Here is a 21,994-nt window from a genome sequence, read left to right as displayed (position 1 = left end):
ACAACCTGCTGCCGGAAACAGGGGGGAGTGATTCGTGGCAAGCCCGCATTGCGCCGCTACTGGACCCTCGCCCTACATCGCATTCCCGATTTACGTGTCGTCGTCGAATGCGTTTACCAAGGGATCGACACCATCGTGATCACGTACCGTAACCAAAACAACGAGTCGGTCAGCGAGGTGCTGAGGTTCAGCGACGACGTCGTCATCGAAGGCTACGGAACGTATGTCGTTGCTGCACAAGGCGAGAAGTGATGGTAAGGGTCCTTGCCGCGAAACTCGTTGGTACACCTGATTTCACCGCTTGCAGATTCACCCGCCGCGGTCGGCTCGGGCTAGTGATCATCGGAAGGAGGTAGTCGCCGGATGTCCTCAGTGGTGGAGAGGTTGATGCCGGGCCTGTGACACCCGTCGTAGCATTGGACCTCGGAGACATATTGCGTTCGACCGTCTCGCAGCCAGCTGTGAACCGCGCGGATGAACTGGAGCGAAGGGGAATGGCTACTCGGCCGGGTATGTGGGCTCGGTGGGCCACGATGCATGGTGTGCCGCGGGCGTTTCTGACGGTGCAGGCGCGACGCGGAGAGCCGCTTGCGCGCCTTCTCATCGGCCCGCAGCGCGGAGGGGATCCGTATCCGCTGATAGAACAGATCCGCGCCGCCGGCCGTGTGAAACGCACGCGATTCGTCTCGGTGACGGCCGATTATGAACTATGCCGGACCATATTGCGAGACAACAGGTTCGGGGTACCTTCCCCAACCAATATGGATCTTCCGAAACCGATCAAGTGGCTAATTCGCCGAGCGGACACGCGGTTGCCGAACCCGGCTGAACCACCGTCGATGCTGCAGGTCGATCCGCCCGACCACAGCCGCTACCGGCAACCCGTTGCGCATGCGTTCACGCCCCACGCGATCGACACATTGCGCACCCGAGCCATCGAGCTCACCCATCAGCTGCTTGACCGGCTGGAATCCACGCCATCCCCCGACCTGATCGCCGACTTCGCGACTCCCTTACCTGTGACGATCATCGCCGAGGTACTCGGACTACCCGAGGAACTGCGACCGCGGTTGCTGGAACACGGTGAGCGGGGAGCGCCGCTGCTGGATATCGGCGTGTCTTGGAAGACATTTCGCCGGGGCATGCAGGCAATGCGGGACAGCGCCCGAGATTTCGCGGACCATACCGACCGCTTGTGTATCCAACCTGGCGAGGACATCTTCAGCCAGATCATCCGCGGCGGCGACCTTAACCGGCGCGAACTGGGTGTGACCGCGGTGTTACTGGCTGGCACGGGATTCGACACGACCGTCAACTTGATCGGCAACGCGATCGTGCTGCTGATGCACAACCCGGCTCAATTGGCGATGCTGCGCGAGGACCCTGACTTGTGGCCGCGCGCGGTCGAGGAAGTTTTGCGCTTCGACAGCCCGGCGCAAATCGCGTTCCGCACTGCGGTCTGCGATCTGGAACTTGGTGGGCACTGCATCGCCGCCGGTGAGACGGTCGCGTTGCTGCTTGGCGGCGCCAACCGCGATCCCGGTGTGTTCGCCGATCCCGACCGCTTCGACATCACGCGAGCCAACGCCAAGGCTCACCTGTCCTTCGGCAGCGGCGTCCATGCCTGCCTCGGCGCCGGCCTGGCCCGCATGGAAGCCACGATCGCGCTGCGCGCATTGTTCGAACGATTCCCTGCTCTACAACTCGACGGAACTCCCACACCACGCGGACTGGCCACCTTGCGCGGTTTCCGACACATACCCGCGAAGACCGGGTTCCGAACTGGCGCTACCTGGGCCGCGCGATGAAGTCCGGCTGCGGAACCCTCGATAAACTCGCCGAGCAGACCTGACGCCGGGTTGCCCTTCGGCCGATTCTCCTGAATAGCGCTCAGGGCGAGAGGCAAATCTCAGTCGCGCTCGCCCCGTTCACCTCGTTAGGCTGCGGGTCTGTGCCGGGCGCAGGACGGAAGGGGAGTACGTGGCGAAGGTGTTCTCGCGTGTCGACGAGTCGTTGCAAGAGTTCATTCGGCAACAGGCCATGTTCTTCGTTGCGACGGCTCCCTCGGAGGGAGGGCGGGTCAACCTGTCGCCCAAGGGATATCGCGATACGTTCGCCGTGCTCGACGAGCGGAGGGTTGCCTATCTCGACCTGTTCGGGAGTGGCGCAGAAACGATCGCGCATCTGCGGGACAACGGTCGGATCACCGTCATGTTCTGCTCGTTTGCCCGAAACTCGCGGATCCTGCGGCTGTTTGGCACCGGACGGGTGGTAAGGCCCGACGATGTCGAATTCGACAGTCTCAGACCATATTTCGGGATGCAGCATCCTGGTATACGGGCGGCCATCGTGATCGACGTCGAGCGGATCGCCGACGCCTGTGGTTTCTCGGTACCCTACTACGAGCTCGTCGGTGAGCGGCCCGTCCTCGATGCGCATCACACCAAGCAGCCCGACGAGAAGTTCGCGCATCGAATCAGTGGCGACAACCGTCAGAGCATCGATGGCCTGCCTGCGCTAGAGCCCGACCATCCTCTGCCGTCGACAATCGAGCCGTGACTGGCGTTGTATAGATCAGGCTGGATTACCAGCACGGGACGGCGCTTGGCTGGGCGGCTGAATGCGCCCCGTGGTAAGTTCGCCGACGTGAACATCGCCGTGCGCGCGTATTGGCGCTTTATCTCGGCTCCGGGTGGGGCCGTGCATGGAGCGTCTGACTGAGTCGGCGCACGACCGATACCCGGAGCCCAAGCAGTGACCAGAAGGTCGCTGCTTTTCGTTTTTCAGGGCATCGGGAACCAGTGGGCGTGCCCTGGACCATCACAGAAAGGCACAACCTCCCATGTCGACCGCCAGTAGTGCCGCGACAAACGACACCAGCGACCGCCGGATCGTCGCATTCCGAGAAATCCCGGCGCCCAACGCAATCCGCACCGAGCTGCCACTGACGTCGGCCCGGGCCGAGGCCGTCCAGCGCGACCGCGACGATATCGCCGCAGTCCTGGGCGGTCGCGATAACCGACTGCTGGTCGTCGTCGGGCCCTGCTCAGTCCACGATCCGGCCGCCGCGCTGGACTACGCACATCGCCTCGCCGAGCTCGCCACCATCTACGGCGACCGACTGAAAATCGTGATGCGGGTCTACTTCGAGAAACCCCGCACCACTGTCGGCTGGAAGGGACTGATCAACGATCCGGGCCTGGACGGCAGCTTCGACGTCGCACGCGGACTGCGCACTGCCCGTCGGCTACTGCTCGACGTCATCGACCTCGGCCTGCCGGTGGGCTGCGAGTTCCTGGAGCCCACCAGCCCGCAGTACATCGCCGACGCGGTCGCCTGGGGCGCGATCGGCGCCCGAACGACCGAATCACAAGTGCACCGGCAGTTGGCGTCCGGGCTGTCAATGCCGGTCGGATTCAAGAACGGCACCGACGGTGCCATCCAGGTCGCGATCGACGGCGTCAAAGCCGCGGCCGCACCACACAGCTTTTTCGGCGTCGACAACGTCGGCCGCGCAGCCGTTGTGGAGACGACGGGCAACCCCGACTGCCATGTGATCCTGCGGGGCGGCTCTGCCGGTCCCAACCACGATGCCGCCTCGGTGGCTACCGCGGTCGCGCAACTCCGCAAACTGGGATTGCCCGGACACGTCATGATCGACTGTTCGCATGCCAACTCCGGTAAGGACCACGTCCGCCAGGCGCAGGTCGCGGCGGAGGTGACCGCACGCATCGGCGCGGGCGAACGCGGCATCGCCGGCCTGATGCTGGAAAGCTTCTTGGTCGCAGGCGCGCAACCGCTGAGCGGGGAGTTGGTATACGGCCGATCGGTGACCGATCCGTGCATGGACTTGTCCACCACCGCCGACGTGTTGGCGGGTCTCTACGCAGCGAAGGGCTGAACATGACCAGCGACAGCCAGCTACCGCCGCTCGCGGCAGAAGATCATGTTTGCGCGGATTGCGCTTTGGCCTATCCGGAGATCACCATCGAGCAGGCCGTCGAGGTCATCGGCGGTTTGGCGGCCACGGTTCGTGAATCACTCTCCGGCGTCCCGCTCGAGGCGCTGCGGCAGCGTCCCACTCCGCGAGTTTGGTCAATCACCGAGTATGTCTGCCATCTGCGCGACGTCTACCTCACCTTCACCATCCGGCTGCACCGCACCCGCACCGAGGACCAGCCGATGCTGGAGCCGATGTTCAACGACCTACGGGCGCGACGGTTCCGCTACAACGATCGCGACGTGGCAGCAGTGCTGGACGAGCTTGCGGCGACGACGGCGGGGTTCTGTGAGGAAATCGCCCACACCCGCGAAGCGGAGTGGGATCGGACCGCGACTCGCCTGCCAGGCGAACATCGCACTGCCCGTTGGCTTGTCCGCCAGGCAATGCACGAAGGCGTCCACCATCTTGCCGATATTCGCCGGATCAGCGCGGTGGTCGGCGGCGCTTAGTCGATGGCAATACCCGCGAACAGATCGGATTCCGGGACTGATGCGGGAACCCGGGAATGAGCGAGCCGGAACTTTTCGGTCGGCCAGAGCCGCTGTCTCCACTCCAGCGGAATGACGAAGAAGAACCCGTTCGGGTCGACTTGGCTTGCGTGGGCGCGCAATGCCGCGTCTCGTACACCGAAGTATTCACTGCAGCTGATCTCGGTGAGCGTGCTGGGCCGCTGCAATGGCAGGCGCCTCAAGGCTTCTACCAACCGGAGTGCTCGACTATCAAGTCGTAACCGAATTCGAGGTATGTGCGGACGGTTAGGCAGAAATCGGGCGCCCGCCCGATAAAGCTTCTCCAGTCGTCCGGCAAGTTTGACCATCGACAACGTTATCCGGATCGGCTGGTGGATGTGATAGATCTTGGCGACCGTCCACGGGGTTCCTGTCTCCGGATAGGCGCTGGGTTCACCGCTGGCTTGGTATGCGGCCGTCGAAACCTGGTGGCAGCGAATGTGGTCGGGATGGGGGTAGCCGCCATTTTCGTCATAGGTGATCATCACATGGGGCTTGAAGTCGCGAATCAGTCCCACCAGCCGTCCCGTCGACTCCTCCAGGGGAACCTCGGCGAAACAGTCGGCCGGCAGCTGGGAATCGGCGTGAAACAGCCCGGAGTCGACGTAGCCAAGCCAGCGATGCTGGACACCCAGAATCTCTGCTGCCCTGGCCATTTCAGTACGGCGTAGCTCGGCCAGGTTGTCTTTGACGCCCGGCTGGTCCATCGCCGGGTTGAGGACGTCGCCGCGTTCACCGCCGGTCAGCGTCACCACCAACACGTCGTGGCCCTCAGCCGCATATTTGGCCAACGTGGCTGTGCCCCTGGTCGATTCGTCATCCGGATGGGCGTGCACCGCCATGAGCCGCATAGCGATCAGCCTGCCTCGGGCGGCAACATTTGAAACCCGGTCAGTATGGTTTGCGTGTCGCGCGCGTATGTGGGGTTGTCCGGATCTGTCGACTGAACGGTGACCGTGACAACGTAGGTGCGGCCGCTGAAGGCGCCGAACACCATGAGCGTCTTGGCTTTCCGCGGCGGAATCCGGCCCATCGCAGGGGCGTTGAAGCTGGTCAGCACAGCTGGCTGACCGCAGCGGGATGTTTCGGTGCTGCGCAGGTCGGTGGCCCCCAGCCGATCTACTAGCGTCGCTCGTTCCTGTTCGAATATCTTTTGGCGATCTTGGGTCATGCCGGGCGCCGATTCGAGGGTTACCACGGCTGTAGGAGTGAACTTGTCCGCAGTCAGTTTCTGGTTTGCCATCGCGAAGCGAATCATCTCTGAATCAAGCATCGAGTTACGCTGCCAGTCGGACGGCTGGGGAATCCGTAACTGCGGCTCACCGGCCGCATGCGTCTGGATCGCTGTCAACGGCGCAGAAACGTGCTCGCACGCAGCGCTGTTCGCGCTTACGCCGCCAGCGCTCGGTACGGCAATACCGGCCACTACCCTGGTGCAGCCGGGCACTGCGAACAGCGCCGCGGCGGCAGCGACCGTCGCACATAGCGCGTACGGCGATCGCATGCCACAACACCACACCTTCGTTGTTTGCTCTGTCAAGTACTCAGCATCCGCCACAGGAACGAGAAGCTCAGCGCCGACTTGAACGCGACCTGCGCGTTGTCGGCCGCGCCGGCGTGCCCGCCCTCGATGTTCTCGTAGTACCAGACCCGATGCCCGGCCGCCTCCAGCGCGGCGGTCATCTTGCGGGCATGACCCGGATGCACCCGGTCGTCGCGGGTCGACGTGGTGATCAGCACCGGCGGGTACTGCGCATCTGCCGAAATATGATGGTACGGCGAGTATTCGGAGATGAACTCCCAGTCCTCGGGGTCGTCGGGATCGCCGTACTCGGCCACCCACGAGGCACCCGCCAGCAGCAGGTGGTAGCGGCGCATGTCCAGCAGCGGCACCTGGCACACCAGCGCGCCGAACAGCTGCGGGTATTGGGTCAGCATGATGCCCATCAGCAGCCCGCCGTTGCTGCCGCCCTGCGCCCCGAGCTGCCCGACGGTGGTGATGCCGCGCTCCACCAAATCCCTTGCCACCGCGGCGAAGTCCTCAGCGACCAGATGGCGGCCTTCGCGCATCGCCTGGGTGTGCCAGGTCGGCTCGTACTCACCGCCGCCGCGGATGTTGGCCAATACATAGGTGCCGCCGCGCGCCAGCCACAACCGGCCCAACACTCCGTCGTATCCCGGCGTGCGCGCCACCTCGAACCCGCCATAGCCACCAAGCAACGTCGGACCCGCGGCATCGCGCGGCCGCACCACGAAGTACGGAATCGACGTGCCGTCCGCCGACGCCACGAAGTATTGCGTCACCGACAGGCCGTCGGCGTCGAAAAACGCCGGCGCAGACTTGATCTGGTGCAGCGGTCCGCCCGCGGCGCCATGTAACAGCCGCGACGGCGTGTCGAATCCGCTGGAGTCCAAAAAGATCTCGTCGCCGAGGTCGTCGGCGGCCACGACGACGGTGTTGGTGTTGGCCGGCACATCGTCGACCGGTCGTCGGTCCCAACTGCCGGGCTCGATTATCTCGACTCGGCTGGCCACGTCGGCCAGCGTGACCACCACGAGCCGGTCACGGGTCCACGCGTAGTGGTTCAGCGCGGTGTGCTCGTCGGGCTCGAACACGACCGTCAACTCTGCTGTGCCGGCGAGGAATTCGTCGTAGTCGGCGGCCAGCAGCGACCCCGCCGCATACGAGGCGCTGCCGGTGAACCAGTCGGTGCGCAACTCGATCAGCAACCACTGCCGATGGACGGAGACCGTCGCGTCGGTGGGCGCGTCGATGCGGATCAGCTCCTCGCCGCGCAGCTCGTAGACCTCGTCGTTGAAGAAGTCGATGGCGCGCCGCACCATCGTCCGCTCGAAACCCGGTGTGCGGTCGACGCCCGCCGTGACGATCACGTCGCTGCGTGACCCCTCGAACAGCGTCGTCGCCTCGGCCAGCGGCTGGCCGCGCCGCCAGCGCTTGACGATCCGCGGATAGCCGGATTCGGTCAGCGAGCCGTCGCCGAAGTCGGTGCCCACCAACACGGTATCGGGGTCGGCCCAGCCGATGTTGGTTTTGGCCTCGGGAAGCTCGAACCCGTCAGCGACGAATGTCCTTGTCACGATGTCGAATTCGCGTACAATTGCCGCGTCCGAGCCGCCGCGCGACAGGCTGATCAACGCCCGGGTGTACTCGGGTTCGATGACCACTGCGCCGGCCCACACCCAGTTCTCGTCGTCGGCCGCGGCCAGGGCATCTACGTCGATCAGCACATCCCAGTCGGGTGAGTCGCTGCGGTAAGACTCCAACGTGGTGCGCCGCCACAGCCCGCGCGGGTTGGCCGCGTCGCGCCAGAAGTTGTACAGGTACTCGCCGCGGCGACGCACATACGGGATGCGGGCATCGGTGTCGAGCACCTCGAGAGCCTCGGCCCGCATCCGCTCGAAATCGGGACCGCCGAACGCCGACACCGTCGGCTCGTTGCGGGCGCGTACCCAATCGAGCGCGTCGTCGCCGGTGATGTCCTCCAGCCACAGATACGGGTCGTCGAGCTCGTCAGCCGCCATGGAAGCCATTGTCGCCGCAGCGGTAGTGTGAGTTGTATCACGGGAAACGACGAGGAGCTGAAACGATGACCGTCTTTGCACGTCCGGGGTCCGACGGGGCACTGATGAGCTACGAGTCCCGGTACGACAACTTCATCGGGGGCGAGTGGGTGGCGCCGGCTCAGGGCCGCTATTTCGAGAACCCGACGCCGGTGACCGGTCAGACGTTCTGCGAGGTGCCGCGGTCCGACGAGTCCGACGTCGACAGGGCGCTCGATGCCGCTCACGCGGCGGCGCCCAAGTGGGGCAAGACCGCGCCGGCGGAGCGGGCGGCGATTCTCTACAACATCGCCGACCGCATCGACGCCAACCGCGACAAGCTGGCTCTCGCCGAAGCGTGGGACAACGGCAAGCCGATCCGTGAGGCGCTGGCCGCCGACATCCCGTTGGCTGCCGACCATTTCCGCTACTTCGCCGCCGCCATCCGCGCCCAGGAGGGCACGCTGTCCCAGATCGACGAGGACACTGTCGCCTACCACTTCCACGAGCCACTCGGCGTGGTGGGCCAGATCATTCCGTGGAACTTCCCGATCCTGATGGGCGCCTGGAAGTTGGCGCCGGCGCTGGCGGCCGGCAACACCGTCGTCCTCAAACCGGCCGAGCAGACCCCGGCCTCCATCCTCTATCTGATGAGTCTGATCGGCGACCTGCTGCCGGCCGGAGTCGTCAACGTGGTCAACGGATTCGGCGCCGAAGCCGGCAAGCCGCTGGCGTCGAGCAACCGGATCGCCAAGGTCGCGTTCACCGGCGAGACCACCACCGGGCGGCTGATCATGCAGTACGCCAGCCAGAACCTGATCCCGGTCACGCTGGAGCTCGGCGGCAAGAGCCCCAACATCTTCTTCTCCGATGTGATGGCTGCCAACGACAACTTCCAGGACAAGGCGCTGGAAGGCTTCACCATGTTCGCGCTCAACCAGGGCGAGGTGTGCACGTGCCCGTCGCGCAGCCTGATCCAGGCCGACATCTACGACGAGTTCCTGGAACTGGCGGCCATCCGTACCAAGGCGGTTCGACAGGGCGACCCGCTGGACACCGAGACCATGCTGGGCTCGCAAGCCTCCAACGACCAACTGGAAAAGATCTTGTCCTACATCGAGATCGGCAAGGATGAAGGCGCCAAAGTCATCACCGGCGGTGAGCGCGCCGAGCTCGGCGGCGACCTGTCCGGCGGCTACTACATGCAGCCGACGATCTTCGCCGGCAACAACAAGATGCGGATCTTCCAGGAGGAGATCTTCGGGCCGGTCGTCGCGGTGACGTCGTTCAAGGACTACGACGACGCCATCGGCATCGCGAACGACACCCTCTACGGGCTGGGCGCCGGAGTGTGGTCAAGAGATGGCAACACCGCGTACCGGGCCGGGCGCGACATCCAGGCCGGCCGGGTGTGGGTCAACTGCTACCACGTGTATCCCGCGCACGCGGCGTTCGGCGGCTACAAGCAGTCCGGCTTCGGGCGGGAGAACCACAAGGTCGTGCTCGACCACTACCAGAACACCAAGAACCTGATGGTGTCCTACTCGGATAAGGCGCAAGGCTTCTTCTGATGGTGCCGCCCCGGGTGGTGATCACCGCCGCCGCCGCGAAGCTGCTGGGCGAGCTGATCGAGCGGCACGGACCGGTGATGTTCCACCAGTCCGGCGGGTGCTGCGACGGGTCCTCGCCGATGTGCTACCCGGACGGGGACTTCATCGTCGGCGACCGCGACGTGCTGCTCGGGGTAGTAGACGTCGGAGACGGGGTGCCGGTGTGGATCTCGGGCCCGCAGTTCGACGCGTGGAAACACACCCAGCTGGTCATCGACGTGGTCCCCGGACGCGGCGGCGGGTTCAGCCTGGAAGCCCCCGAGGGCATGCGGTTTCTGTCGCGAGGGCGGGCCTTCAGCGACGACGAGAACGCGGCGCTGTCAAGCGGCCCGGTGATCACCGGCGTGGCCTACGCGCGCGGTGAGCGACCACCGAGCCGGAGTCCGGTCGTGGCCGAGGCTGCTGACGCGTGCTCAATACCACGGGGGCGCGCCGATCGCGTACCGCGCTAGCTGCCAGCTACCGCAGTATCGTCGTAAGCCGTGATTCCGCTACCGCGCCCATGGATGCTGACCAGCGCAATGTTGGTCGGCGTCGCGGTCGGGGTGCTAGCGGGAACAGCGGCCACCCTGCTCGTCAGTGCCCGAATCCGGCCCGACGTCGTCATCGCGCTGGTGGTCGGATTGCCCAGCGCCGCAGGGCTGCTGCTGATCTTGATCTCCCGGCGGCGATGGGTGAGCGCGCTGGGCGCCTTCACGCTCGCGGTGGCGCCGGGGTGGTTCGGTGCGCTCGCGCTGATCGAGGTGATGACCCCTGTCTGACGACGAATCCCTGCCGAAGACCGAGCCCTACACGCCGAGCTTCGACACCGACGCGCACGCCGTCGCGAAGGGTGCCGCGGACGCACCGCCGCCGCTCGAGCCCATCCCCGCGCCGGCGCCGTCGATCACGGTGCCCAGCCGCTATCACTACCTGAAGTGGTGGCACTACGTCCTGTTGCTCGTCGCGGTGTGGGTCCCCGCGGCGGGGATCGGAGCGGGGCTCTTCTACTGGTGGACGCGCGACCCTTCCCCACACAAGACCCCGGTCGTCTTCGTCACCCTGGTCTACGTCGTCGTGTGCGTCGTCGCCGCGCTGATGCTGGCGATGGTGCCCGACCGGCCGCTGCTCTCGGCGCTGGGGATCGCGATGATGTCGGCGGTGTTTGCCTCCGTCGCCGCCGCGGCGCCGTTCTACGGCGCCTTCTACTGCGACCACACGACGGGCCACTGCCTGGCGGGAATCATTCCCTACTGACCCCGCGCGAGCACGCCCGTTAGGGTGAGCTCGTGACTTCTCACTATGACGTCGTCGTCCTCGGAGCCGGACCCGGCGGTTACGTCGCCGCGATCCGCGCCGCCCAGCTGGGTCTGAACACCGCAGTCGTCGAACCCAAATACTGGGGCGGCGTATGCCTCAACGTCGGCTGCATCCCGTCCAAGTCGCTGCTGCGCAACGCCGAACTGGCCCACATCTTCACCAAGGAAGCCAAGACCTTCGGGATCAGCGGCGAGGCCACCTTCGACTACGGCATCGCCTACGACCGCAGCCGCAAGGTGGCCGAGGGCCGGGTCGCCGGTGTGCACTTCTTGATGAAGAAGAACAAGATCACCGAAATCCACGGCTACGGCAGGTTCACCGACCCCAACACGCTGGCGGTCGAACTCAACGACGGCGGCACCGACACCGTCACCTTCGACAACGCGATCATCGCGACCGGAAGCAGCACCCGACTGGTGCCGGGCACGTCGCTCTCCGGCAACGTCGTCACCTACGAGGAGCAGATCCTGTCCCGCGAGCTGCCCGGCTCGATCATCATCGCCGGCGCGGGCGCCATCGGCATGGAGTTCGGCTACGTGCTGGCCAATTACGGCGTCGACGTGACGATCGTCGAATTCCTTTCGCGCGCCCTGCCCAACGAGGACGCCGAGGTATCCAAGGAGATCGAAAAGCAGTTCAAGAAGCTGGGCGTCAAAATCCTCACCGGGACCAAGGTGGAGGGCATGAACGACGACGGCGCGCAGGTGACCGTCACCGTCAGCAAAGATGGCCAGTCGCAGGAACTCAAGGCCGATAAAGTGTTGCAGGCCATCGGGTTTGCCCCGAACGTCGAGGGCTACGGACTCGACAAGGCCGGGGTGGCGCTGACCGACCGCAAGGCCATCGGCATCAACGACAACATGCGCACTTCCGTGCCGCACATCTACGCGATCGGCGACGTCACCGGGCTGCTGCAGTTGGCGCACGTCGCCGAGGCGCAGGGTGTGGTGGCGGCCGAAACCATCGCCGGCGCAGAGACTTTGACGCTCGGCGACTACCGCATGTTTCCGCGCGCGACGTTCTGCCAGCCGCAGGTTGCCAGTTTCGGGCTCACCGAGGAGCAGGCCCGCGAGGAGGGGTACGACGTCAAGGTCGCCAAGTTCCCGTTCACCGCGAACGGCAAGGCCCACGGCCTCGGCGACCCCAGCGGGTTCGTCAAGCTGGTGGCCGACGCCCGCTACGGCGAGCTGCTCGGCGGACACCTGATCGGACACGACGTCTCGGAGCTGCTGCCCGAGCTCACCCTGGCGCAAAAATGGGATCTGACCGCAAACGAGTTGGCGCGCAACGTGCATACCCATCCGACGATGTCGGAGGCGCTGCAGGAATGCTTCCACGGCCTGACCGGACACATGATCAACTTCTGACCGCTGTGCGTGCCGAGACCGTCTGGAGCGCCGCCGGCGGAGCACTTGTCGGCTACGTCGGGTGGCTAGTGGCGATTTCGGTCGGTGCCGCGCTGGGCACCGTGGGCTCCTGGAGTCTGATAGTCCTGGCGCTCTCGGTGGGTTTCGCGATCTGGGCCGTGCTCTGGGGACGGCGGCTGCGGCGACGGCGCAATTATTCGTTGGCGGCGTTTGCCTTTGGGCTGCCGGTTCTTCCGGTCCTGCTGACGCTCGGCGTGCTGGCCGCCACTTACTCCGGGTGATCCAACGGGATGTCAAGGGCGGACATGGTGGCCGCCAGCCCGTCGTATTGGCTTGCCAGCAAACAGAATTCGATGAGCTGGCGCCGATCGAGGTGACTGGCCAGCTGCTGCCAGGTGCCGTCGGTGATCGTGCGTTGCTTGACGAACTCGTCGGTGGCCGCCAGTAGCGCCCGTTGCCGGTCGCTGAACCGGTCGGGGGCATCCGGGTAGCCGAAAATCGCGGCCTGCATGTCCGCGTCGAGCCCTCGCTTGCGCGCGATTCGGCGATGGTGCTGCAACTCGTATTCGCATGCTCGCAAATGCGCGACCCGCAGGATGACCAACTCGGTGTCGACGGCAGGCAGCCGTCCGCGCAGTAGCCGGGCGCCGTAGAAGGCCCAGGCCCAGAAGAGCAGTTGGCGCTGTCCCAAAGTGGTGAACAGATGGAACTCGGGTGCCCGGACGGTGCGGGCACCCAGCTTGGCGAGCACCCAGTTGATCGGCCCCAGCTCGCGAAACCCTCCCGACGGGATGCGCCCGACGTCCGTGCCCGTCATTGCTTCACCAGGTACGGCGACACCGTGCTGCGGTGCTCGTCGAGGTCGAGGGCGCGGCCCAGCGCCGGGAAGGCCCGCTGCGGGCAGTTGTCGCGTTCGCAGACCCGGCAGCCCGCGCCGATCGGGGTGGCGTTGTCGCCGGACAAGTCGAGTCCTTCCGAGTAGACGAGCCGGTGGGCGTGCCGAAGTTCGCAGCCCAGCCCGATCGCGAAGGTCTTACCGGGCTGACCATACCGCGATGCCCGTCGCTCCACGGTGCGGGCCACCCACATGTAGTTGCGCCCGTCCGGCATCTGGGCGATCTGCACCAGGATCTTGCCCGGATTGGCGAACGTCTCGTAGACGTTCCACAGCGGGCAGGTGCCGCCGCTCGAGGAAAAGTGAAAACCGGTGGCGGACTGGCGTTTTGACATGTTGCCGGCCCGGTCGACGCGGATGAACGAGAACGGCACGCCACGCATCGACGGCCGCTGCAGGGTGGACAGCCGGTGCCCGATGGTCTCGTAGCTCACCGAGTAGAACGACGAGAGCCGCTCGATGTCGTAACGGAAGTTCTCGGCCACGTCGAGAAACTGCCGGTAGGGCAAGACCGTCGCTGCCGCAAAGTAATTGGCCAGGCCCAGGCGGGCCAGCGTGCGCGACTCATCGGAGGTGAACTTGCCCTCGGTGACCATCCGGTCGATCAGGTCGCCGAACTCCAGGTACGCCAGCTCGGCGGCCATCTTGAACACCTGCTGACCCGACGAGAGGTGGTTGCTGATCTCCAGCGTCTTGGTTTCCGGGTCGTAACGGTGCAACACGGTGTCGCCGAGGTCGATGCGCTTGTTGATGTGCACGCCGTGCACCTCGGTGAGCCGCCGGGCGATCTCGCCGGCGAGATCGCCGCGGTGCATCCGCATCCGGGCGGTCAGGTCCTCGGCGGCGGTGTCCAGCTCGTGCAGGTAGTTCTGCCGCTGGTAGAAGTAGTCGCGCACCTCCTCGTGCGGCATCGTCAGCAACCCGGTGCCGCTGCCGTCGGAGTAGCGCTCCTCGGTGGCGGCCGCCAACTGGGCGGTGGTGAGCCGGTAGCGGCGATGCAGGTTGACCATCGCGCGGGCCAGCTTGGGGTGAGCGTTGACCATCTCGGCGACTTCGGGCAGGTCGACGTCGATGTCCAGGTCGCGGTCCATGGTCACCTCGCGCAGTTCGGCGACCAGCCGGGTGTCGTCCTGCGAGGCAAAGAACGTCGCGTCCACCCCGAACACCTCGGTAATCCGCAGGAGCACGGCCACCGTCAGCGGGCGGACGTCGTGCTCGATCTGGTTGAGGTAGCTCGGCGAGATCTCCAGCATCTGCGCCAGCGCGGCTTGGCTGAAGCCACGCTCGCTGCGCAGCTGCCGAACGCGGGAGCCGACGAACGTTTTGGGCACGCGACCAGGCTACCGGCGTTTGCGAAGCCGTGGTTAGCAGAGTTCGCACCGTGGCGTGCGTTGGCGCGGCGCTGTGGTCGTTTGGCATGATTCCCGGCAGGGCTGGGGGAGAGCAACCGGGGAGTGGAGCCGTGAGCCTGGACAAAGTGATGATGCCGGTGCCGGACGGCCATCCCGATGTTTTCGACCGGGAATGGCCGCTGCGCGTCGCCGACATCGACCGTGAGGGTCGGCTGCGCTTCGACGCGGCCACCCGCCACATTCAGGACATCGGCCAGGATCACTTGCGCGAGTTGGGTTTTGAGGAGACACATCCGCTATGGATTGTCCGGCGCACCATGATCGACCTGATCCGCCCGATCGAATTTCAGGACATGCTGCGGTTGCGCCGCTGGTGCTCGGGGACGTCGAACCGGTGGTGTGAGATGCGGGTCCGCATCGACGGGCGCAAGGGCGGCCTGATGGAATCCGAGGCGTTCTGGATCAACATCAATCGGGAAACCCAGGGGCCGGCGCGCATCGCGGACGACTTCATCGAGGGGCTGCAACGCACGACCAACGTCGACCGGTTGCGGTGGAAGGCTTATCTGAGTGCCGGTAGCCGCGATGACGCCCTGGAAATCCACGAGTACCCGGTCCGGGTCACCGACATCGACCTGTTCGACCACATGAACAACTCGGTGTACTGGAGCGTCATCGAGGACTACCTGGCGTCGCACCCGGAGCTGTTCAAGGTGCCGCTGCGGGTCACCATCGAGCACGACGCGCCCGTCGCCCTCGGCGACAAACTGGAGATCATCTCGCACGTCTTCCCGCCCGGCTCGACCGAGCAATTCGGTCCGGGCCTGGTGGATCGCACTGTTACAACGCTCACATACGCCGTCGGCGACGAGACCAAAGCGGTCGCGTCGCTCTTCTCGCTGTAGCCATTCCTCACATGCCTGCCGTACCGGCAAACACCGCCGTTGACCTGCGCAATTTGGTTACTGACCGGTAATCATCTGAACCGGTTCAGACACTTCGAGGGTTCGCAAACTTTGCAAAATCGAGCCGAGTCGTAGCGGAAGTTGGCAACTGAAATGGGTGGACCTGCGGAGCTAAGTTGTGCCATGTTCGACTTAGCAGACCAGTGAAGTTGCTGCGGGCTTAACAACGACCCCGCGCGACGAAGAACCTGAAGGAGCACCTCCATGTCAACTGTTGGCACGCCGAAAAGCGCCGAGCAAATCCAGCACGACTGGGACACCAACCCGCGGTGGAAGGACGTCACCCGCACGTACAGCGCCGAGGACGTGGTGGCGTTGCAGGGCAGCGTGGTGGAGGAGCACACCCTGGCCCGGCGCGGCGCCGAGGTGCTGTGGGAGCAGCTGCACGACCTGGAGTACATCAACGCGCTCGGTGCGCTGACCGGCAACATGGCGGTGCAGCAGGTTCGTGCCGGCCTGAAAGCGATCTACCTGTCCGGCTGGCAGGTCGCCGGTGACGCGAACCTGTCCGGTCACACCTACCCCGACCAGAGCCTGTACCCGGCCAACTCGGTGCCGCAGGTGGTGCGCCGGATCAACAACGCCCTGATGCGTGCCGACCAGATCGCCAAGATCGAGGGCGACACCTCGGTGAAGAACTGGCTGGCGCCGATCGTCGCCGACGGCGAGGCCGGTTTCGGTGGCGCGCTCAACGTGTTCGAGCTGCAGAAGGCGATGATCGCGGCCGGTGTCGCGGGCTCGCACTGGGAAGACCAGTTGGCGTCGGAGAAGAAGTGCGGCCACCTGGGCGGCAAGGTGCTGATCCCGACCCAGCAGCACATCCGGACGCTGACGTCGGCCCGGCTGGCCGCCGACGTGTGCGACGTGCCGACCGTCGTCATCGCCCGCACCGACGCCGAGGCTGCCACCTTGATCACCTCCGACGTCGACGAGCGCGACAAGCCGTTCATCACCGGCGAGCGCACCCGGGAGGGCTTCTACCGCACCCGCAACGGCATCGACCCGTGCATCGCCCGGGCCAAGGCCTACGCGCCGTTCGCCGACCTGATCTGGATGGAGACCGGCACCCCCGACCTCGAACTGGCCAAGCAGTTCTCTGAGGCGGTCAAGGCCGAGTTCCCCGACCAGATGCTGGCCTACAACTGCTCGCCGTCGTTCAACTGGAAGAAGCACCTGGACGACGCGACCATCGCCAAGTTCCAAAAAGAGCTTGCCGCAATGGGATTCAAGTTCCAGTTCATCACGCTGGCCGGCTTCCACGCACTCAACTACTCGATGTTCGATCTGGCCTACGGCTACGCCCGCAACCAGATGAGCGCCTACGTCGAGCTGCAGGAGCGCGAATTCGCCGCCGAGGAGCGCGGTTACACCGCCACCAAGCACCAGCGTGAGGTCGGTGCGGGCTACTTCGACCGGATCGCCACCACCGTCGATCCGACGTCGTCGACGACCGCGCTGGCGGGCTCGACCGAAGAGGGCCAGTTCCACTGACGACGAGCGGGCCTGGCCCGCGAGGAGGAAGTGGAACCGAAGGCTCGAGCCACTGAGGCCTTTTGCGCCGAGCGTGAAGCTGTTGCTAGTTTTCGCCTGATTTTTCGCAACGGCTTCACGCTCGGCGAAAGGAAAACAATGATCGAACGAGTAGGCGTCATCGGAGCCGGCCAAATGGGCGCCGGGATCGCCGAGGTGTCGGCACGCGCCGGTGTCGGCGTGACGATCTTCGAGACCACCGAGGCGCTGATCACGGCGGGACGCAACCGCATCGTGAAGTCGCTGGAGCGCGGTGTGAGCGCCGGCAAGATCACCGAACGCGAGCGCGACGGCGCCGTCGAGAAGCTGACCTTCACCACCGATCTCAAAGACCTCGCCGACCGGCAACTGGTCATCGAAGCCGTCATCGAGGACGAGGCCGTCAAGGCGAAGATTTTCGCCGAGCTCGACGAGATCATCACCGATCCCGACGCGGTGCTGGCGTCGAACACGTCCAGCATCCCGATCATGAAACTGGCCGCGGCCACCAAGAACCCGCGCCGGGTGCTCGGACTGCACTTCTTCAACCCGGTGCCGGTGCTGCCGCTGGTCGAGCTGGTGTCCACGCTTGTCACCGACGAGGCCGCGGCCGCGCGCACCGAGGAATTCGCCAGCGCGGTGCTGGGCAAGCAGGTGGTGCGTTGCAGTGACCGGTCGGGCTTTGTGGTCAATGCGCTGCTGGTGCCCTACTTGTTGTCGGCGATCCGGATGGTCGAGGCCGGGTTCGCCACCGTCGAAGACGTCGACAAGGCCGTGGTCGCCGGGCTGTCGCACCCGATGGGGCCGTTGCGGCTCTGCGATCTGGTCGGGCTGGACACCTGCAAGCTGATCGCCGACAAGATGTTCGAGGAATTCAAGGAGCCGCAGTACGCGCCGCCGCCGCTATTGCTGCGCATGGTGGAAGCCGGCTTACTGGGCAAAAAGTCGGGTCAGGGCTTCTATTCATACTGAGGCCGTGGCCACGAGTTGCGGTGCGGAGCAGACCTTTCGGGCTGCGGTAAAGTATGCGCAGCACCGCACTGAAGACGTACAGGTACTGGTGGAATGACGAAACTGCGACCGTACTACGAAGAAGCGCAAGCGATCTACGACCTTTCCGACGAATTCTTTTCGTTGTTTCTCGATCCCACGATGACCTACACGTGCGCCTACTTCGAGCGCGACGATATGAGTCTCGAAGAGGCGCAGATTGCCAAATGGGATCTGGCGCTGGACAAGCTGAATCTCGAGCCGGGAATGACGTTGCTCGACGTCGGGTGCGGCTGGGGCGCCGCGCTGGTGCGGGCGGTCGAAAAGTACGACGTGAACGTCATCGGGATTACGCTCAGCCGCAACCAGTACGCGTACAGCAAGGCCAAGCTCGCCACGATTCCGACCGAGCGCACCGCCGAGGCGCGGCTGCAAGGCTGGGAGGAATTCGAGGAGAAGGTCGACCGGATCATCACCGTGGAGGCGTTTGACGCCTTCAAGAAAGAGCGGTATCCGGCATTCTTCGAACGCGCTTACGACATCATGCCCGGCGACGGCCGGATGCTGCTGCACAGCTTGTTCACCCATCCCTGGACGTATTGGTCCGAGCACGGCATCCCGGTCACCATGACCGATTTGCGGTTTATGCGCTTCATCGGCCAGGAGATTTTCCCGGGCGGCCAGATGCCGGCCAAAGAAGACATTCTCGAGTTTTCCGCCGGTGCCGGATTCTCGGTCGAGCAGATCCAGTCGTTGAATCCCCACTACGCGCGGACCCTGGACACCTGGGCCGCGAACTTGCGGGCCAACCGTGAGCAAGCCGTCGCCGTCCAGTCCGAAGAGGTCTACGACCGCTACATGAAGTACCTGGTCGGTTGCGCGGACTTCTTCCGGCGGGGAATCACCGAGGTCGCGCAGTTCACGCTGATCAAATAGCGATCTGCGTCACATCAGAGGCCGGTGCCCGACGCGTTCCGGCGTCAGAGTATGGTGCTTGCGACCGAAAAAATTTGAACGCTGGGGTGCAGGTTTGCATATGACGCAGTTGAAGCCGTTCTATGAAGAGTCGCAATCGATCTACGACATTTCGGACGAATTTTTCGCGTTGTTCCTCGACCCGACGATGGGCTACACCTGCGCATACTTCGAGCGCGACGACATGACCCTCGAGGAGGCCCAGAACGCCAAGTTCGACCTGGCGCTGGGCAAACTGAACCTCGAGCCGGGGATGACGCTGCTGGACATCGGTTGCGGCTGGGGCGGCGGATTGCAGCGGGCCATCGAGAACTACGACGTGAATGTCATCGGCATCACGCTGAGCCGCAACCAGTGCGAGTACAGCAAGGCCAGGCTCGCCAAGATCCCGACGAAGCGCAATGTCGAAGTGCGGCTTCAAGGTTGGGAAGAATTCAACGAGCCAGTGGACCGGATCGTCAGCATCGGCGCCTTCGAAGCCTTCAAGAAGGAACGCTATTCCGCATTCTTCGAACGCGCCTTCGAAATCCTTCCCGACGACGGCCGGATGCTGCTGCACACCATCATGACCTACACGTACAAATACATGCAGGAAAACGGCATGAAGCTCACCATGAGCGATGTCCGGCTGTTCAAATTCATCGGCGAGGAAATATTCCCGGGCGGCCAGTTGCCGTCAAAAGAAGACGTTGTCGAGTACTCGGAAGCGGCGGGATTCACGGTCGAGAGGATGCAATTCCTTCAGCCGCATTACGCCCGCACGCTTGATATGTGGGCGGCAAATCTGGAGGCCAATCGCGAACAGGCCATCGCCCTGCAGTCCGAAGAGGTCTACGACCGGTATATGCGCTACTTGACCGGATGCGCGGGCCTATTCCGCAAAGGCATCACCAACGTCGGCCAATTCACCCTGACCAAGTAAGGCTGTTGAGCGGGCCGCCGGCTAAGCGGCCCGTTTTTCCATTGTGAACTGGCAGACGTTGGTGTAGCCGTCGCGGAACAGTTCGCGGCAGCCGGTCAGGTACTTGATGAAGGTCTCGTACATCTGCTCGCCCTTGAGCTCGATCGCCTGGTCTTTGTGCGCTTCCAGGGCCTTTGCCCAGGTGTCCAGAGTGCGCACGTAGTTCTTGCCGATGAAGTGGTGGCGGGTGATGTCGAACCCGGCCTCGGTGGCGTACTTGTCGACGATGTCGACTTGCGGCAAGCGGCCGCCGGGGTAGATCTCTTTGCGGATGAAGCTGATGAACCGCATCAGCGACATCGTCCTCTTCAGCCCGAGCTTTTCGCCCTCCTCGGCGGTGGGCACCACGATGGTGTGCAGCAGCATGACGCCGTCGTCGCGCATCACGTTGTAGGTCATCTTGAAAAAGTCGGCGTAGCGCTCGTAAGTGCCGATGCCGTCGGCGAAGTGCTCGAACGCGCCCAGCGACACAATGCGGTCCACCGGCTCGTCGAATTCTTCCCAGCCCTGAAGCCGCACCTCTTTGCGCCGCGGGCTGTCCATTTCGTCGAACTTTTGCTGGCAGTGCACCAATTGGTTTTCGCTCAACGTCAGCCCGATGACATTGACGTCGTACTTTTCGATCGCGTGCCGCATGGTCGAGCCCCAACCGCAACCGATGTCGAGCAGGGTCATCCCCGGCTTCAACCCAAGCTTGCCGAGCGCCAGCTCACGTTTGGCGTACTGCGCCTCTTCCAGCGTCGTGGCGCCGTCTTCCCAGTACGCGCAGCTGTAGGTCATCGAAGGGTCGAGCCAGAGCTTGAAGAATTCGTTCGACCGGTCGTAGTGCGACTGGATGTGGTCGACATCCGGCTTGAGTTCAGCGTGGCCGTGTGTCATAGCCGCAGACCTTATACGCAGCCGCGGAGCGCTGCAATTGGCCCCGGCGGGATGGCGGGTGTGTCTGTAACGGCATGTGCCGTAGCGGTATTGGCGCCACCGACGGGGCGCGGGGAACCGGGTGACGCAGGGCCGGGCGATCGGGTGTTTGTGGCCATTTTCGGTGGGTACCCGAGTTAGGCCGGGTGCCAAACTACGGATGCGCGGAGGTCCAGATATGGCTAAGGGCGCGACCACAATGCGGCCGTACTTCGAGGACGTTCAGGCGCATTACGACTTGTCCGATGACTTTTTCGGGCTATTCCAGGATCCGTCTCGGACCTACAGCTGCGCGTACTTCGAACGCGAGGACATGACGCTGGGGGAGGCGCAGCTCGCCAAGGTCGATCTGAACCTTTCCAAGCTGGATCTGGCGCCGGGCATGACGCTGCTCGACGTCGGCTGCGGGTGGGGTTCGGCGATGCGGCGCGCCATCGAGCACTACGACGTCAACGTCGTCGGCCTGACCTTGAGCAAGAATCAGCACACCTACTGTCGGCGTCTGCTCGGCGGCCTCGACACGCGCCGTTCCCATCAGGTGCTGCTGCACGGCTGGGAAGAGTTCGACGACCCGGTCGACCGCATTGTCAGCATCGAGGCGTTCGAGGCGTTCGGCAAACAGCGGTATGCGGCGTTTTTCGAGATGGCCCATCGCGTGCTGCCCAGCGACGGCCGAATGGTTCTGCAGACGATATTCCCCCACGCGCCGGGCTATTGGAAAAAGCACGGCATCCCGATCACGATGAGCGATCTGAGATTCATGCGGTTCATCGGCAAGGAGATATTCCCCGGCGGCCAGGTCCCCTCGGCAGAAGACGTCGTCGAGTATTCGAGCGCTGCCGGATTTTCGGTCGCCGACATCCAGCGGCTCAACCCGCATTACGTCAGGACCCTCGACACCTGGGCGGCGAACCTGGTGGCCCATCACGACGAAGCGGTTGCCGCGACCTCCGAAGAGGTCTACCAGCGCTACTTGCGATACCTGACCGGATGCGCCGACTTCTTCAACCGCGGCATCACCGAGGTGGCGCAGTTCACCCTCACCAAGGGCTGAGCGCTACTTCTCCAAAGCGAGACAAC

22 protein-coding genes and 1 pseudogene are annotated in these 21,994 nt (G+C 64.4%); 17 read left to right on the top strand and 6 right to left on the bottom strand.

Annotation, left to right across the window (positions count from 1 at the left end; all coding sequences use genetic code 11):
* Positions 1 to 24 precede the first annotated feature (24 nt).
* The 5 genes and pseudogenes from G6N47_RS04750 to G6N47_RS04725 all read left to right on the top strand — a co-directional run.
* Positions 25 to 252: pseudogene (locus G6N47_RS04750) on the top strand (nuclear transport factor 2 family protein); the annotation flags it as partial.
* Between the two features lie 242 nt (positions 253 to 494).
* Positions 495 to 1,808, top strand: a complete 1,314-nt coding sequence (locus tag G6N47_RS04745; RefSeq protein WP_179966362.1) for a cytochrome P450 — start codon at positions 495 to 497, stop codon at positions 1,806 to 1,808.
* A 172-nt stretch (positions 1,809 to 1,980) separates the two neighbouring features.
* A complete protein-coding gene (locus G6N47_RS04740) occupies positions 1,981 to 2,559 on the top strand; it encodes a pyridoxamine 5'-phosphate oxidase family protein (RefSeq protein ID WP_083130409.1) in 579 nt (192 codons plus the stop codon).
* A gap of 283 nt (positions 2,560 to 2,842) precedes the next feature.
* Entirely contained in the window at positions 2,843 to 3,901 is a 1,059-nt protein-coding gene (locus tag G6N47_RS04730; protein ID WP_083130408.1) for a 3-deoxy-7-phosphoheptulonate synthase, read from the top strand.
* Positions 3,902 to 3,903: 2 nt separating this feature from the next.
* A complete protein-coding gene (locus G6N47_RS04725; RefSeq protein WP_083130407.1) occupies positions 3,904 to 4,452 on the top strand; it encodes a DinB family protein in 549 nt (182 codons plus the stop codon).
* Here the strand turns inward: G6N47_RS04725 and mca are convergent.
* Genes mca through G6N47_RS04710 form a run of 3 tightly spaced genes read right to left on the bottom strand, consistent with a single transcriptional unit; the run spans position 4,449 to position 8,064 of the window.
* Positions 4,449 to 5,363, bottom strand: coding sequence for a mycothiol conjugate amidase Mca (mca, locus tag G6N47_RS04720; RefSeq protein ID WP_169717237.1), 915 nt, complete (start codon positions 5,361 to 5,363; stop codon positions 4,449 to 4,451). The genes G6N47_RS04725 and mca overlap by 4 nt on opposite strands.
* 5 nt (positions 5,364 to 5,368) lie before the next feature.
* Positions 5,369 to 6,016: an LpqN/LpqT family lipoprotein gene (locus tag G6N47_RS04715; protein ID WP_083130406.1), complete on the bottom strand. Its 648-nt coding sequence runs from the start codon at positions 6,014 to 6,016 to the stop codon at positions 5,369 to 5,371.
* Between the two features lie 32 nt (positions 6,017 to 6,048).
* Entirely contained in the window at positions 6,049 to 8,064 is a 2,016-nt protein-coding gene (locus tag G6N47_RS04710) for a prolyl oligopeptidase family serine peptidase (protein ID WP_083130405.1), read from the bottom strand.
* A 56-nt stretch (positions 8,065 to 8,120) separates the two neighbouring features.
* Here G6N47_RS04710 and exaC point away from each other — a divergent pair, with 56 nt between their 5' ends.
* From exaC to G6N47_RS04680, 6 genes are all read left to right on the top strand, one after another.
* A complete protein-coding gene (exaC, locus tag G6N47_RS04705; RefSeq protein WP_083130404.1) occupies positions 8,121 to 9,644 on the top strand; it encodes an acetaldehyde dehydrogenase ExaC in 1,524 nt (507 codons plus the stop codon).
* The gene (locus G6N47_RS04700) at positions 9,644 to 10,135 is read left to right on the top strand and encodes a DUF779 domain-containing protein (RefSeq protein WP_083130403.1); all 492 of its coding nucleotides are present in this window, start codon (positions 9,644 to 9,646) and stop codon (positions 10,133 to 10,135) included. Before exaC ends, G6N47_RS04700 begins: the two co-directional genes overlap by 1 nt.
* A 30-nt stretch (positions 10,136 to 10,165) precedes the next feature.
* A complete protein-coding gene (locus tag G6N47_RS04695; protein ID WP_139799352.1) occupies positions 10,166 to 10,444 on the top strand; it encodes a putative holin in 279 nt (92 codons plus the stop codon).
* 130 nt (positions 10,445 to 10,574) lie between these two features.
* Complete coding sequence (locus tag G6N47_RS04690; protein WP_372517502.1) at positions 10,575 to 10,919, top strand: hypothetical protein; 345 nt, start codon at positions 10,575 to 10,577, stop codon at positions 10,917 to 10,919.
* Positions 10,920 to 10,951: 32 nt separating this feature from the next.
* Complete coding sequence (gene lpdA / locus G6N47_RS04685; RefSeq protein ID WP_083130400.1) at positions 10,952 to 12,349, top strand: dihydrolipoyl dehydrogenase; 1,398 nt, start codon at positions 10,952 to 10,954, stop codon at positions 12,347 to 12,349.
* Between the two features lie 5 nt (positions 12,350 to 12,354).
* Positions 12,355 to 12,630 carry a hypothetical protein gene (locus G6N47_RS04680; protein WP_139799351.1) on the top strand — a complete coding sequence of 92 codons (276 nt, stop codon included), beginning with the start codon at positions 12,355 to 12,357 and terminating at the stop codon, positions 12,628 to 12,630.
* Here G6N47_RS04680 and G6N47_RS04675 read toward each other — a convergent pair.
* The gene (locus G6N47_RS04675; protein WP_083130398.1) at positions 12,618 to 13,166 is read right to left on the bottom strand and encodes a carboxymuconolactone decarboxylase family protein; all 549 of its coding nucleotides are present in this window, start codon (positions 13,164 to 13,166) and stop codon (positions 12,618 to 12,620) included. The genes G6N47_RS04680 and G6N47_RS04675 overlap by 13 nt on opposite strands.
* Complete coding sequence (ramB, locus tag G6N47_RS04670; RefSeq protein ID WP_083130397.1) at positions 13,163 to 14,575, bottom strand: acetate metabolism transcriptional regulator RamB; 1,413 nt, start codon at positions 14,573 to 14,575, stop codon at positions 13,163 to 13,165. The genes G6N47_RS04675 and ramB overlap by 4 nt, the downstream gene beginning before the upstream one ends.
* Positions 14,576 to 14,706: 131 nt before the next feature.
* Between ramB and G6N47_RS04665 the strand changes: the two genes are divergently transcribed.
* The 5 genes from G6N47_RS04665 to G6N47_RS04645 all read left to right on the top strand — a co-directional run bounded on the left by G6N47_RS04665 (position 14,707) and on the right by G6N47_RS04645 (position 19,957).
* A complete protein-coding gene (locus tag G6N47_RS04665) occupies positions 14,707 to 15,501 on the top strand; it encodes an acyl-[acyl-carrier-protein] thioesterase (protein WP_083130396.1) in 795 nt (264 codons plus the stop codon).
* Positions 15,502 to 15,765: 264 nt separating this feature from the next.
* Positions 15,766 to 17,052 (top strand): isocitrate lyase, encoded by a 1,287-nt coding sequence (gene aceA / locus G6N47_RS04660; protein ID WP_083130395.1) that lies wholly within the window; start codon positions 15,766 to 15,768, stop codon positions 17,050 to 17,052.
* 138 nt (positions 17,053 to 17,190) lie between these two features.
* Positions 17,191 to 18,042: a 3-hydroxybutyryl-CoA dehydrogenase gene (locus G6N47_RS04655; RefSeq protein ID WP_083130394.1), complete on the top strand. Its 852-nt coding sequence runs from the start codon at positions 17,191 to 17,193 to the stop codon at positions 18,040 to 18,042.
* Between the two features lie 93 nt (positions 18,043 to 18,135).
* The gene (locus G6N47_RS04650; RefSeq protein ID WP_083130393.1) at positions 18,136 to 18,996 is read left to right on the top strand and encodes a cyclopropane mycolic acid synthase family methyltransferase; all 861 of its coding nucleotides are present in this window, start codon (positions 18,136 to 18,138) and stop codon (positions 18,994 to 18,996) included.
* A gap of 100 nt (positions 18,997 to 19,096) precedes the next feature.
* Positions 19,097 to 19,957 carry a cyclopropane mycolic acid synthase family methyltransferase gene (locus tag G6N47_RS04645; protein WP_083130392.1) on the top strand — a complete coding sequence of 287 codons (861 nt, stop codon included), beginning with the start codon at positions 19,097 to 19,099 and terminating at the stop codon, positions 19,955 to 19,957.
* A 21-nt stretch (positions 19,958 to 19,978) separates the two neighbouring features.
* Here the strand turns inward: G6N47_RS04645 and G6N47_RS04640 are convergent, their stop codons facing one another.
* Positions 19,979 to 20,875: a cyclopropane mycolic acid synthase family methyltransferase gene (locus G6N47_RS04640; protein WP_083130391.1), complete on the bottom strand. Its 897-nt coding sequence runs from the start codon at positions 20,873 to 20,875 to the stop codon at positions 19,979 to 19,981.
* 217 nt (positions 20,876 to 21,092) lie between these two features.
* Between G6N47_RS04640 and G6N47_RS04635 the strand changes: the two genes are divergently transcribed.
* Entirely contained in the window at positions 21,093 to 21,968 is an 876-nt protein-coding gene (locus tag G6N47_RS04635; RefSeq protein ID WP_083130390.1) for a cyclopropane mycolic acid synthase family methyltransferase, read from the top strand.
* The last annotated feature ends 26 nt before the right edge of the window (positions 21,969 to 21,994 follow it).

The sequence above is a fragment of the Mycobacterium branderi genome (assembly GCF_010728725.1).
Lineage (GTDB): Bacteria > Actinomycetota > Actinomycetes > Mycobacteriales > Mycobacteriaceae > Mycobacterium > Mycobacterium branderi.
Note: the sequence above shows the minus strand (reverse complement) of the source record. Positions and strands in the feature narration are given on the sequence as shown.